This is a genomic window from Kribbella sp. NPDC004138 (genome assembly GCF_053603655.1).
Genome location: NZ_JBSGFZ010000008.1, coordinates 76254 through 89130 on the forward strand (window position 1 = coordinate 76254; position 12877 = coordinate 89130).

The window sequence follows — 12877 nt, forward strand, 5'->3', positions numbered from 1 at the left end:
GGGGCCTTCGAGGGTTCGGGAGCGGTGCCCGTGTCCGAACACCCCGACAACACCAGCACTGCGGCTCCAGCAGCCGCGACGGCCCCACGCCTCATCCCGGTCCCTTCACGCACCCCCGGCGAACAGATTGCGTGAGACTACCGGTTGGAGAGGTACGTGTCCTTCGCCAGGTCGTACGCCAGCGCCTTGGCGACGTGGAGCGCGTCGTCCTCGTCCAGCCGGTGCTGGACGACGAGGTTGGCCAGGTAGCCGGCGTCGATCCGGCGCGCGAGGTCGTGCCGCGCCGGGATGGACAGGTACGCGCGGGTGTCGTCGACGAAGCCACTGGTGTTGTAGAAACCGGCCGTCTCGGTGACGAGTTCGCGGAACCGGCGCATACCGTCGGGGCTGTCCAGGAACCACCACGGCGCACCCAGCCGCACGGCCGGGTACACGCCCGCCAGCGGTGCCAGCTCGCGGCTGTAGACCGTCTCGTCGACGGTGAACAGCACCAGCCGGAAGTTGTCGGCGTGTCCGAACCGCTCGAGCAGCGGCCGCAGCGACCGCGTGAACTCGGCCGCGACCGGGATGTCGTGCCCCTGGTCCGGACCGTACGTCGCGAAGATCGCCGGGTCGTGGTCCCGCAGGACACCCGGGTGCAGCTGCATGACGAGACCGTCCTCGGCCGACATCACCGCCGACTGGTACAGCATGTGGCCCGCGAACGCCTGGGCGTCCGCCGGCGTCACATCGCCCTTCAGCGCGCCGGCGTAGATCCTTTGCGCTTCCGCATCGGTCAGCGGGACGGCGGCGGCGCTGAGGTGGCCGTGGTCCGTTGCCCGGGCGCCCGCGGCGACGAACGCTTGGCGACGCTGCCGGAGAGCGTCCAGGAATCCGTCGTACGTCGAGGTGTCGACGTCGGCCAGTGCACCGAGCTGGCTGATGAGCTGCGGCCAGCCGTCGCGGTCGAGGTGGGCTACGGCGTCCGGGCGGAAGGTCGGCACGACCCGGCCGGGCAGGTCGGCGGCCAGCTGCGCGTGCTGGGCGAGGTCGTCGGTGGCCGCGTCGGTGGTGGAGATCAGCTCGATGTTGAAGCGATCCAGCAGCGCTCGCGGCCGGAAGCCGGGCTCCGCGATCCGCGCCATGATCTGGTCGTACAGCTCGTCGGCGGTCTCCGCGGACGGGTGCACCGTCAGCCCGAGCCCCTCGGCGAACTCGTGCTCCAGCCAGTAGCGGCTCGGGGTGCCGAGGAAGAGGTGCCAGTTGGTGCAGAACTCGCGCCAGATCTCCCGCGGCTCGGCGGTCTGCCGGCCGTCGCGGCGGGGGAGCCCGAGCTTGTCGGGGGAGACGCCCTGGGAGATCAGCATCCGGGTCACGTAGTGGTCCGGTACGACCAGCAACTCGGCCGGGTTGCCGAACGGCGCGTCGGCGGCGAACAGCCCGATGTCGACGTGACCGTGCAGGCACAGCAGCGGCAGGTCCTTCGTCGAGGCGTGGATCCGGCGGGCGACGTCCCGCGCGGCGCCGGCCGGCAGGGCGCGGTCCGGATGGGGCTGCAGAGCCTTCGGCATTGATCCTCCGATGCTGGGCTGAAACGTGTTCTGCAAAGGATTGCAGTCGGACCTTGTCAGCACAAGCCGCCGTCCACGACCCGGTGCCTTGACACAAACTGCAACCGATTGCAGACTCAACCCCGACCTGAGGAGATGACCATGGCGGCAACGATCCGGGACGTGGCGCGGCTGGCCGGCGTATCGCCGTCCACGGTCTCGCGGGCGCTCTCACTGCCCGGCATGGTCAACGCGGCCACCAGGGCCCGCGTCGCGGCCGCGGTCGAACAGCTCGGCTACGAGCCGAACCGCGCCGCCCGCGGCCTGATCACCGGCCGGACCGGCACCATCGGCCTCCTCGTCCCCGATCTGGCGAACCCGTTCTTCGCCAGCCTCACCAAGGGCGTGCAGGCCCGCGCCCGGCACCACGACGTCGCCGTCTTCGTCGCGGACACCGACGAGGACCCGGCCGCCGAGGCCGGCCTGGTGCGGGCGCTGTCGAAGCAGGTCGACGGCGTCGTGCTGTGCTCGCCGCGCGCGAGCGACGCGGAGCTGGAGGCGATCGCCCAGGACACGGCCGTCGTGCTGGTCAACCGCACCGCCGGAGGCCTGCCCGGCGTCACCTACGACAACGAGGACGGGATGCGGCAGGCCGTCGCCCATCTCGTTGCCCTCGGCCACCGCCGGATCGCCTGGGTCGGCGGGCCCGCCACCTCCTGGTCGACCCAGCACCGGGGCGTCGGTCTGCGCGCTGCGGCCGAGGCGCTCCAGGCCGAGCTGGCGCCGGTCGGCAACTTCGCGCCGACGTACGAGGGCGGCATGGCGGCCGCCGATCAGGTCGTCGCCACCGGCGCCACGGCGGTCGTGGCCTACAACGACCTGGTCGCGATCGGTCTGCTGGCCCGCCTGCACAGCCGCGGCATCTCGGTCCCGGGCGACCTGAGCGTGGTCGGGGTCGACGACATCGCGATGTCCCGGATGGCCCGGCCGGCGCTGACCACGGTCCGGCTGCCGAAGCAGGAGGCCGGCCGGATCGCCGTCGAGTTGCTGCTCGCACTGCTCGACGACCCGGACGCCGCCCAGGGCCAGCGCTTGAAGCACGGGGAACTGCACGGGGAACTGATCGTCCGGGACTCGACCGGACCAGCACCACAGAAGTGATCACCCCGGCGCGGCGGCGACGCCGTGCCGGGCCCGCCCTGATCCGAGGAGATACCCGATGCATCTGCAGCGGAAGATGATCGCGGTCACCGGTCTGGTGGCCGTGCTCGCCGCGGTGACCATGTTGACTGCGTGCGGCGCCCCGGCGCCGAACAAGCCCGCCACCGACGGCGGTGGCGACGTACCCGACAAGCCGGCCAAGGCCGTCACGCTGAACGTCCTCGACGTGGCCGGCAATCTGCAGCTGACCCAGGGGATGATCGACGACTTCGTCCAGCAGCACCACGACGTGATCTCGAAGGTCACCTACTCGAAAGGCCCCGCGCCCGAGCTGGCCGGCAAGATCAAGGCCCAGCAGAACGCGAACCGGGTCGACATCGACCTGGTGCTCACGGGCACCGACGGGCTCGCGGCCGGTCAGGAGCAGGGCCTGTGGACCGACCTGCTCTCGAAGTACTCCGACCGGCTGCCCGGGATGAAGGACTACCTCCCACCAGCGCAGAAGATGCAAGAGCTGGGCGGCAAGGAAGGCGTGACGGTCACGTACTACCCGTCCGGCCCGCTCCTCGAGTACATGCCGTCGAAGGTGGCGTCGCCGCCGAAGACCGCCGCGGACCTGCTCGCCTACGCGAAGGCCAACAAGGGCAAGGTCATGTACGCCCGGCCCGCCAACTCCGGCCCCGGCCGCACGTTCCTGATGGGCCTGCCGTACATCCTCGGCGACAAGGACCCGAAGGACCCGGTGAACGGCTGGGACAAGACCTGGGCGTACCTGAAGGAGCTCAACCAGTACGTCGACTTCTACCCGTCCGGCACCGCCGACACGATGAAGGCGCTCGCCAACGGTTCGGCCAACATCATCGCGAGCACGACGGGATGGGACATCAACCCGCGGGTGCTCGGCACGGTCCCGAAGGAGGCCGCGATCACGCCGCTGGAGGGCTTCCACTGGGTCACCGACGCGCACTACGCCGTCGTACCGAAGGGGGTGTCGGCCGACAAGCAGGCCGCGATCCTGCAGCTGCTGCAGTTCATGCTGACGCCGCAGCAGCAGGCCAAGGCGTACGACAAGGGCTACTTCTACCCGGGCCCGGCGATCAAGGGCGTCGAGCTGACGCAGGCGCCGCAGGAGAGCAAGGACGCGATCACCGAGTTCGGCCGGCCGGAGTACGACAAGCTGATTGCCGACAATCCGACCGAGGTGCCGCTGGACGCGAAGGCGCTGGTGGCCGCCTTCGACAAGTGGGACCGCGAGGTCGGCGGCAGCAAGGTGAAGAGCCAGTGACCTCGTCGACCTCGGGATTCACGCAGCTCCGGCTCGACGGCGTCACCCGCCGGTTCGGTACGGCGGACGCGCTGAGCGGGCTGGACCTGACGATCGAGCGGGGCGAGTTCATCGCCCTGCTCGGTCCGTCCGGCTGCGGCAAGTCGACCGCGCTGAACTGCCTGGCCGGCCTGCTCCCGCTGACCGCGGGTGCGATCTGGCAGGACGACCAGCGGATCGACACGCTGCCGCCCGAGAAGCGCGGCTTCGGCATGGTGTTCCAGAACTATGCGCTGTTCCCGCACCTGACCGTCCGGGACAACATCGCCTTCGGGTTGCGGATGCGGCACCTGCCGAAGGACGACGTCCGGCGGCGGACCGCCGAGGCGATCGAGATGGTGCAGCTGACCGAGCATGCGAGCAAGTTGCCGGGCCAGCTGTCCGGCGGGCAGCAGCAGCGCGTGGCGATCGCCCGCGCGACCGTCCTCGAGCCGTCGCTGGTGCTGATGGACGAACCGCTGAGCAACCTGGATGCCAAGCTCCGGCTGGAGATGCGTACCGAGATCCGCCGGCTGCACCAGTCGCTCGGGCTGACGACCGTGTACGTGACGCACGACCAGGAGGAGGCGCTCAGCATGGCCGACCGCCTGGTCGTCATGCGCAAGGGCAAGGTCCAGCAGATCGGTACTCCCGAGCAGGTCCACACGAAACCTTCGACCTGGCACGTCGCGGACTTCATGGGGTACCGCAACCTGCTGCCGCTGAAGGCCGCGCAGCTGCACGGCGACCAGGTGACGGTCGAGCTCGGCGGTACGCCGGTCCGCGGCGCCGCGCAGGGCGCCGTCGCGCACGGAGACGACGTGATCGCCGCCGTCCGTCCCGAGGACCTCAAACTCAGCGACGACGGCGTGAAGGGACTCGTCGAGGTCGTCGAGTACCAGGGGCGCGAGCGGGCGGTCGAGGTGGTCCTGGACGGGGAGCTGCGGGTGCATGTGCGCACCGAGCAGCGGGTCGAGCCGGGGGAGCGGGTGGCCTTGGCGGTCACGCCGGGGCGGCTCCTGGTGTATCCGTCATGAGCGCGACCTGGCAGCACCGGCTGGCCGAGCGCGGCGTCGACCGGCGGCTGTGGTTGTTGCTCCCGGCCACGATCTTCGTCCTGCTGCTGTTCGTCTACCCGTTCCTCTACGGGCTCAGCCTGTCGTTCCAGCCGATGAACGGCGGCGGCGTGCTGGCCAACTACGACAAGTTCTTCAGCGATGCTTATCAGCGCGACACGATCGCGACGACGCTGAAGATCGCCTTGCCCGCGGCGCTGCTGAACGTGCTCGCCGCGGTGCCGATCGCCTTCCGGCTGCGCGGCCGGTTCCGCGGCAAGCGGCTGCTGACCACGATCCTCGTCGTACCGATCACCCTGGGCACGGTCCTCACCGCGCAGGGGCTGCTGAACTACCTCGGCCCGACGGGCTGGTTCAACCGGATCCTGCTCAGCCTGCAGATTGTTGACAATCCGATCCGGCTGACAAACAACTACTGGGGCGTGTTCTTCTCACTCGTCATCACCGGCTTCCCGTTCGCGTTCCTGCTCGTGCTGTCGTACCTGTCCGGTATCGACCCCACGCTGGAGCGGGCCGCGGCGACCCTCGGCGCGTCGCGGGCGCAGCGCTTCCGCCGGATCACGCTCCCGCTGCTCGCGCCCGGATTGGCGACAACCTTCTTGCTGACCTTCGTCCTCGCGTTCTCGGTCTTCCCGTCCGCGGTGCTGGTCGGCAACCCGGCGGGATCGACCCGGGTCATCTCGCTGGCGGCGTACCAGGCGGCGTACGAGCAGTACGACTACGCGTACTCCTCGGCGATCGCGATGGTGATGGGCGCGGTCGAGCTGATCGTGGTCGCGGTCGTGCTGCTGTGGCGGTCGCGGCTCTACACCGGATCGACGGGAGGCAAGGGATGAGCGCGAAGGCGAGATCCGTCCGGGCCACGCCGCTCGGCTGGGTGATCTGGGCCGTGGTGGTGTTCTTCTTCGTGAACCTGGCCGGCGTCGTGCTCTCGGTGCTGGTCAGCTCGTTCGGCACGAAGTGGTTCGACACCTGGTTCCCGAGCGGCTTCACCACCCAGTGGTACGGCGACGCGTGGCGCGAGTTCACGCTGTTCCACGTCATCGTCGTCACGCTGCTCGTGTCGGCGCTGGTCGTCGTCCTGTCGGTGCTCGTCGGCGCGCCCGCGGCGTACGTGCTGGCCAGGAAGAACTTCCCCGGCAAGCGGCTGGTGTACCTGACGTTCCTGCTGCCGATCCTGATGCCGCCGATCACCTACGGCATCCCGCTCGCGACCGTGCTCTACAAGTTCGGTTTCGCGGGACACCTGTCGGGGGTCGTGCTGGCCAACCTGGTGCCGTCGGTGCCGTTCGTGATCCTGACGATGACGCCGTTCATCGAGCAGGTCGATCCGCGGATCGAGGACGCGGCCCGGATGCTCGGCGCCGGCACCCGCGCGGTGTTCCTGAAGATCCTTGCCCCGCTGCTCGTCCCGGGCCTGCTGGCCTCGGCGATCCTCGTGCTGGTCCGCACCGTCGGTATGTTCGAGCTGACGTTCCTGACCGCCGGACCGGACTCGCAGACCCTCGTGGTCGCGTTGTACTACTCGATGTCCGCCGCGGGCATCCGCGCGCAGCAGTCGGTCGACTCGATGGCCGTCATCTACACGGCGATGATGCTGGTCCTGCTGGTGGTGGCGCTGCGCTTCGTGAATCCCACGCAACTCGTGGCCCGTGTGAAGGAAGAACCCTCAGAATGAAAGGTTCCGTCAGTTGAACAGGCTGAGTCTCACCCAGCTCCCCGTCGCCCCCGCGGTCGACCCGCACGCGGTGTCGGTCGGCATCGTGCATCTCGGGATCGGCGCGTTCCACCGCGCGCACCAGGCCGTCGTCACCGAACGGGCGGCGGTGGAGACGGGCGAGACCCGGTGGGGGATCGCCGGCGTGAGCCAGCGCTCCACCACGGTCCGGGACCAGTTGGCGCCGCAGGACGGCCTCTACTCGGTCCTGGAACGCGGCCTCGGGGAGCCGTCGGTCCAGGTGATCGGCAGCATCCGCGAGGTGCTGACCGCGCCCGAGGACCCGGAGGCGGTGGTCGCGCGGATCGCGGACCCGGCGGTGTCGGTGGTGACGCTGACCGTCACGGAGAAGGGGTACCGGGCCGCCGGCGCCGGGCTGAACCTCGACGACCCGGAGATCCAGGCCGACCTGACCGGCCGCCCGCCGCGCACCGTCGTCGGCCAGCTGGCCGCGGCGATCGCCCGGCGCGACGAGCCGCTGACGATCGTGTCCTGCGACAACCTGGTGGCCAACGGACCGTTCCTGCGCCGGCTGGTGACCGACTACTTCGAGGCGCTCGGCAAGATCCCGCCGGCGTTCGAGGCGACGCGGTTCCCGGCCAGCATGGTCGACCGGATCGTGCCGGCGACCACCGACGCGGACCGCGACGAGGCCGCCCGGCTGCTCGGCGTCCGGGACGAGGCCGTGGTGGTCGCGGAACCCTTCCTGCAGTGGGTGATCGAGGACGACTTCGCCGGTCCGCGGCCCGCCTGGGAGCGTGGCGGCGCCGTACTCACCGCGGACGTGGCGCCGTGGGAGCAGGCCAAGCTGCGGATGCTGAACGCCACCCACTCGATGCTCGCCTACCTCGGCGCGTTGCGCGGGTACGAGACGATCGCCGAGGCGGTCCGCGACGAGGAGCTCGGCCGGCTCGCGCGGCAGCTGATGACCGACGACGTCGTACCGACGCTGACGCCGCCCGACGGGCTGGACCTGGCCGCGTACGGCGCGACTGTGCTGGAGCGGTTCGAGAACCCGGCGCTGAAGCACCGCACCCGGCAGGTCGCGATGGACGGCTCGGTCAAGCTGCCGGTGCGGATGCTCGGCACGGTCCGCGACCGGCTGGCCGCCGGCGCCGAACCGCGGATGATCTCGCTCGCGGTCGCCGCCTGGATGGTCTACGTGCAGCGCACGCCGGACCTGGACGACCCGCAGGCGGACCGGCTGAAGGCCGCGGTCGCGGGGGTGGCCGAGCCCGGCGCGCTGGTCGATGCCCTGCTCGCCGTCGACTCGATCTTCACGCCCGACCTCCGCGACTCAGCCCTGTTTCGCGACCTCCTCGTCGACCACGTCAGCTCCCTGCAGGCAGGATTCTGAGGAGTCCGGTCGCGTCCAGGATCGCCTTGCCGATGGTGAAGTCGCTCGTGGTGTCCTGGCCGGTGGCGCGCCACTGCTTCGCGGTGTACCACTGGCCGGTCTTCTGGAACCGCTCGGCGCTGAGACTGTCGAGGATGTAGGTGTTGTCGTTCAGCGCGACCTCGCCGGCCGGGATCACCGCACCGGAGTTCTGCACCATGCCGGTCGCGGTGGTCCCGCCGCGCATCGTCACCTGGTTGCCCGCGACGACGATGTCCCGCAGCACGTTGGTACCCCACGGGCCGGAGCCGCGGGTCCGGGACTGGATCGCGATCCCGTTCACGTTGTTCGCCACCACGTTGTCGCGGACCTGGACGTTCGACGACGTGTTCACGTTGATCCCGCCGCCGTCCCACAGCGACGTACCGGAGCCGCGGCCGGTGCCGAAGCCGTTGCCGCTGATCACGTTGTCCGCGATCACGCCGTTGCGCCCGATCTCGTAGCGGATCCCGTCCGCCGCGTTGCCGAGGATCTGGTTGTTGCTGAACGTCCGGCTGTCGTCGTACGCGTCGCTCCACAGGCCGACGCCCCGGTTGTACCGGATGAGGTTCCCGCTCACCGAGCCGCCGCTGGACCAGGTGGTCTTGATCCCGCCGGATTCCCAGTCCGCGATCCAGAAGCCGTCGGTGTTGTTGTAGCTGACCTCGTTCGCCGCGATGGTCGCCTTGAGGGTGCTGTACTGGCCGATGCCGAGCTGGCCGTTCGAGTGGATGTGGTTCTTCTCGAGCACCGCGCCGTCGGCGTTCACCAGCATCGCCCCGACGCCGTGGTTCCAGCGGATGTCGTTGGCGTACACCCGCCAGCCGAGGCCGAGGACCACCGCACCGCCTTGCGGGGGAGTGGCGAAGTGCTCGATCGTCAGGCCGCGCACTGTCACCCCGGTCGCGCCGGACTCGATCGCGGTCTGCGTCTTCGACATCTCGATCGAATGCCCGGCCGGGTCGCTGCCCAGGTAGACGGCGTTCGCCGCGTAGTCGGCATAGAAGGTGCCGGGGGCAACCTTGTCCCGGGTGGCCACCCGGGTCAGGTGCTTGCTGTCCAGGAACAGCTGCTCGCCCAGATAACAGATGTTGGCCGTGTTGTCCTCACACTGCCCGGTCTGCGCGTACGCCGGTGGCAGGACGCCCGTGGTCACCCAGTCGCCGTTGTTCGGCGTCCAGCGAGTCAGCCTGACGGATCCGGTGAGGACGGCGCCGCTGTTGCCGGCAAGCACCTGGTCCGCCTTCGGGTGGATCGTCTCGGTGATCCGGTGCCAGCCGGCCGTGAAGCAGAACGTCGTACCGGTCGGGGCGTCGTCGACCACCTTGGCGGCGTTGTCGGTGGTGCGGATCGGGACGCCGGTGCAGGCCGGCGCGAGTGCGGGGCCGGTCCGGAACGTGCCGTCGGCCGGCGGCGTGGACACGGTCTGCTGGTCGTCGAGCGTCAGGTCGTCGCCGGTCGGCGCAGCCCTCGCAGGCAGCGGGCCGACGGCAACCAGACCGGTGCCGACTGCAACAAATGCCAGAACTGTAGTTTTCATAGCGGAGCCTCCGGTGGCACAGGTAGCCCTGAGCGCACCCCCCATGGCGCGGCTTCGCTACGCAGGTTACCCCTACGTCACGTAGTCATGGCAATACGTAGCGCACAAATATGTTGCGATGAGCAAGCGATCAGTCGGCGAGGAAGCTGCCGACCTTGTCCAGGCCCGCCTGCCGCCAGCCGGCCGCGGTGAGCTTGGCGCCGAAGCGCGCGAACCGCTGGGTGCCGAGGTCGTCGAGCAGGTACTTGTTGCCGCTGAACACCACTTCGCCGGCGGGCACCTCGGCGCCGGAGTTCTGCACCATGCCGGTGGCCTGGGTGCCGCCGGTCATCTCGATCGTGTTGCCGCTCACCTGGACGTCGCGCAGCAGATAGGTGCCCCACGGGCCGGTGCCCCGGGTCCGGGACTGGATCGTGACGCCGTTGACGTTGCCCGAGACCCGGTTCCCCTTGATGGTCACCCCGGTCGAGGTGTTCACGTTGATCCCGCCGCCGTCCCACAGCGACGTCCCGGAGCCGCGGCCGGTGCCGAACCCGTTGCCGGTCACCGTGTTGCCCTCGATCGTGCCGTTGCGGCTGATCTCGAACCGGATGCCGTCCGCCGCGTTGCCGACGATCTGGTTGCCGCTGATCACCCGGCCGTCGTCGGCGACGTCGGCCCACATCCCGATGCCCTTGTTGGACTTGATCACGTTGCCGCTGACGGTGCCGGAGGAGCGGGTCGACTTGATGCCGCCGGACTCCCAGTCGGCGATCCAGAAGCCGTCGGTGTTGTTCGAGCTGATCACGTTCCGGGTGACGGCCGCGGCGGCGGAGCTGTACTGGCCGAGGCCGAGCTGGCCGTTGTGGTGGATCAGGTTCTTGTCGACCTTCGTGCTGTTGGCCTTCACCAGCATCACGCCGACCGCGTGGTTCCAGCGGACGTCGTTGGCGGTCACCTTCCACCCCGGCCCGGAGACCAGCGCCCCGGCCTGCGGTGCGCTGGCGAAGTGCTCGATGGTCAGTCCGCGGACGGCCACGCCGCTCGCGCCGGACTCGATCGCGGTCGCGGTCTTCGACATCTCGACCTCGTGCCCGGCCGGGTTGCTGCCGAGGTAGATCGCGTTCGCCGCATAGTCGGCGTAGAACGTGCCGGCCTTCACCGCGGCCAGGCTCGCGACTCGCGTCAGGTGCGTGCCGTCGAGGAACAACTGCTCCCGCAGGTAGCAGATGTTCGCGTTGTTGTCCTCGCACTCACCGCTCTTGCCGTACGCCGATGGCAGTGCGCCCCGCACGACCCAGACGGACCCGGAGCGCGCCCACCCGGCGAGCGGGATCGATCCGGTGAGTACGGCGCGCTGGGCGCTGGCCAGCACCTGGTTCGCCTTCGGGCGGATGGTGTCGCTGATCCGGTGCAGGCCGGCGGCGAAGCAGAACGTCGTACCGGCCGGCTTGGAGTTGACGATCGACTGGGCGTCCTGGCCCGGCTTGATCACCACGCCCGTGCACGGCCCGGCGACGGCGGGCCCGGCCTCGTCGGAGTCGACGGCGGGCGGCGTCGGGATCTTGGGCTCGACCGGCTTCGTCGGTGTCGTGGCAGGCTTCTTGGGGTGCGTCGTGGCGCCGGGCTTCTTCGACGGCGCGGTGGTGGCCGTGGTCTTCGGCGAAGGCTTCGCGGACGGCGTGCCGGTGGGCTTGCCCGGACGATGTGAAGGCAGCGCGCGGGTCGCGGCCTGCTCGGACTCCTGCACCTTCGCCGCGGTCGTCGCCTTGTTCTCCTTGGCGATCACCGGCACCGCGACTGTAACGACCGCGACCGCCGCAGCGATGAGCGCTCCGAACCACAACTTCCTCAATGCACTCTCCTGGGAGCGGGCGAGACAGAGCGGGAGACCAGGTGTAGCCACTCAGGGACATCACTCAGGGACATAAGGTAGTGCCATGCGGGTCGCAATGCTGCACAACCGTTACCGAACCGGTCAACCCAGCGGGGAGAACACGGTTGTCGCGCAAACGGTTGATTTGTTGCGTAACTCAGGACATGAGATCGACTTCTACGCCCGGAACAGCGATGACATCGCCGAACTGGGGCGAAAAGATCGCGCACTGTTACCGTTTCGCTCCGTCTGGTCATTTTCGGCCGACCGCGATTTAACGAAGCTATTGCAGGCGCAGCGGCCCGACGTGGTGCACGTGCACAACACTTTCCCGTTGTTCAGCGCCTCGGTCCTGCGCGCGGCGCACCGGCTGGACCTCCCGGTCGTGGCGACGCTGCACAACTTCCGCCTGCTCTGCGCGAACGCCGTCCTGCAGCGCGACGGCGGCCCGTGCGAGTCGTGTATCGGCAAGCTGCCGCTGGCCGCCGTGCGCCACGGTTGCTATCGCGAGTCGCGGGTGCAGACGCTGCCGCTGGCGGTGAGCATCGGCGTACACAACACCATGCACACGTGGCAGCGGTACGTCGACACGTTCGTCGTACCGTCCGAGTTCGTCGGCGAGCGGTACGCCGCGGCCGGGTTCGACGCGGAGCGGTTCGTGGTGAAGCCGCACGCCGTACCGCACTCGGGCGAGGTGCGCAGTGGCGCGGGCGACGCGGTCGTTTTCCTCGGGCGGCTCAGCGAGGACAAGGGCTTCGCGGATCTCCTGCAGGCGTGGGATTCCTCGCTCGGCCGGCTGGTCGTCGTGGGCGACGGTCCGCTGCGGGCGGCGGCCGAGGAACGGGCCCGCCAAGACCCGTCGGTTCAGGTTCTCGGTCAACTGCCGTGGGCGGCCGGTATGGAAATCCTGCGGTCCGCGCGCGCCGCCGTGGTGCCGGCGCGTTCGTATGAGACCTTCGGACTCGTGGTGGTGGAGGCTTTCGCCCACGGCGTGCCCGTGGTGGCGTCCCGGCTCGGGGCGCTCGCGGAGCTGGTCGACGACGGAGAAACCGGTGCCCTGACCGCGCCCGGTGATCCGGAAGGACTGCGGAAGGCCATCGGGTTGGTGGCTGATCCCGAGACTTCGATAGCCTTCGGCGAACGAGCCCGTCAGGTCTACCTGGAGCGCTTCACACCGGAGCGCGACGTGGTGGCCACGGAAAGGATCTACACCGATGCGATCGCCCGGCACTCCGCCAGCGACCGGGCGCGCACGGCAGGTTCAGGACACGAGCACGGCTGACGCAGGGGGCGGCGTCGTGCCGGAGGGACATCAGGAGTT

The 12877-nt window shown here is 69.6% G+C and carries 10 protein-coding genes; 7 read left to right on the plus strand and 3 right to left on the minus strand.

Going from position 1 to position 12877, the window contains the following annotated elements:
- Positions 1-137: 137 nt before the first annotated feature.
- Positions 138-1550, minus strand: coding sequence for a glucuronate isomerase (gene uxaC / locus ACWEOO_RS13145; RefSeq protein WP_452143144.1), 1413 nt, complete (start codon positions 1548-1550; stop codon positions 138-140).
- Between the two features lie 141 nt (positions 1551-1691).
- Between uxaC and ACWEOO_RS13150 the strand changes: the two genes are divergently transcribed.
- Genes ACWEOO_RS13150 through ACWEOO_RS13175 form a run of 6 tightly spaced genes read left to right on the plus strand, consistent with a single transcriptional unit; the run spans position 1692 to position 8143 of the window.
- A complete protein-coding gene (locus tag ACWEOO_RS13150) occupies positions 1692-2690 on the plus strand; it encodes a LacI family DNA-binding transcriptional regulator (RefSeq protein WP_359933081.1) in 999 nt (332 codons plus the stop codon).
- A 58-nt stretch (positions 2691-2748) separates the two neighbouring features.
- Positions 2749-3975: an ABC transporter substrate-binding protein gene (locus ACWEOO_RS13155; protein WP_452143145.1), complete on the plus strand. Its 1227-nt coding sequence runs from the start codon at positions 2749-2751 to the stop codon at positions 3973-3975.
- Positions 3972-5030, plus strand: a complete 1059-nt coding sequence (locus tag ACWEOO_RS13160; RefSeq protein WP_452143146.1) for an ABC transporter ATP-binding protein — start codon at positions 3972-3974, stop codon at positions 5028-5030. The genes ACWEOO_RS13155 and ACWEOO_RS13160 overlap by 4 nt, the downstream gene beginning before the upstream one ends.
- Positions 5027-5905 carry an ABC transporter permease gene (locus tag ACWEOO_RS13165; protein WP_452143147.1) on the plus strand — a complete coding sequence of 293 codons (879 nt, stop codon included), beginning with the start codon at positions 5027-5029 and terminating at the stop codon, positions 5903-5905. The genes ACWEOO_RS13160 and ACWEOO_RS13165 overlap by 4 nt, the downstream gene beginning before the upstream one ends.
- On the plus strand, positions 5902-6747 hold the full coding sequence (locus ACWEOO_RS13170) for an ABC transporter permease (protein WP_452143148.1): 846 nt from the start codon (positions 5902-5904) through the stop codon (positions 6745-6747). Before ACWEOO_RS13165 ends, ACWEOO_RS13170 begins: the two co-directional genes overlap by 4 nt.
- Before the next feature lie 13 nt (positions 6748-6760).
- Positions 6761-8143, plus strand: coding sequence for a mannitol dehydrogenase family protein (locus tag ACWEOO_RS13175; RefSeq protein WP_452143149.1), 1383 nt, complete (start codon positions 6761-6763; stop codon positions 8141-8143).
- On the opposite strand, the gene ACWEOO_RS13180 is transcribed toward ACWEOO_RS13175, so the two are convergent.
- Together ACWEOO_RS13180 and ACWEOO_RS13185 are read right to left on the minus strand one after the other, a co-directional pair.
- Positions 8118-9701 (minus strand): right-handed parallel beta-helix repeat-containing protein, encoded by a 1584-nt coding sequence (locus ACWEOO_RS13180; protein ID WP_452143150.1) that lies wholly within the window; start codon positions 9699-9701, stop codon positions 8118-8120. The genes ACWEOO_RS13175 and ACWEOO_RS13180 overlap by 26 nt on opposite strands.
- A 130-nt stretch (positions 9702-9831) precedes the next feature.
- Positions 9832-11535, minus strand: coding sequence for a right-handed parallel beta-helix repeat-containing protein (locus tag ACWEOO_RS13185; protein ID WP_452143151.1), 1704 nt, complete (start codon positions 11533-11535; stop codon positions 9832-9834).
- Positions 11536-11620: 85 nt separating this feature from the next.
- Here ACWEOO_RS13185 and ACWEOO_RS13190 point away from each other — a divergent pair, with 85 nt between their 5' ends.
- On the plus strand, positions 11621-12838 hold the full coding sequence (locus ACWEOO_RS13190; RefSeq protein ID WP_452143152.1) for a glycosyltransferase family 4 protein: 1218 nt from the start codon (positions 11621-11623) through the stop codon (positions 12836-12838).
- Positions 12839-12877: the final 39 nt, after the last annotated feature.

What these genes read in the sequence shown, in the direction of transcription:
- ACWEOO_RS13150 (WP_359933081.1), top strand. Translation starts at nt 1,692, where the DNA reads ATGGCGGCAACGATCCGGGACGTGGCGCGGCTGGCCGGCGTATCGCCG.
- uxaC (WP_452143144.1), bottom strand. Translation starts at nt 1,550, where the DNA reads ATGCCGAAGGCTCTGCAGCCCCATCCGGACCGCGCCCTGCCGGCCGGC.
- ACWEOO_RS13190 (WP_452143152.1), top strand. Translation starts at nt 11,621, where the DNA reads ATGCGGGTCGCAATGCTGCACAACCGTTACCGAACCGGTCAACCCAGC.
- ACWEOO_RS13155 (WP_452143145.1), top strand. Translation starts at nt 2,749, where the DNA reads ATGCATCTGCAGCGGAAGATGATCGCGGTCACCGGTCTGGTGGCCGTG.
- ACWEOO_RS13180 (WP_452143150.1), bottom strand. Translation starts at nt 9,701, where the DNA reads ATGAAAACTACAGTTCTGGCATTTGTTGCAGTCGGCACCGGTCTGGTT.
- ACWEOO_RS13170 (WP_452143148.1), top strand. Translation starts at nt 5,902, where the DNA reads ATGAGCGCGAAGGCGAGATCCGTCCGGGCCACGCCGCTCGGCTGGGTG.
- ACWEOO_RS13165 (WP_452143147.1), top strand. Translation starts at nt 5,027, where the DNA reads ATGAGCGCGACCTGGCAGCACCGGCTGGCCGAGCGCGGCGTCGACCGG.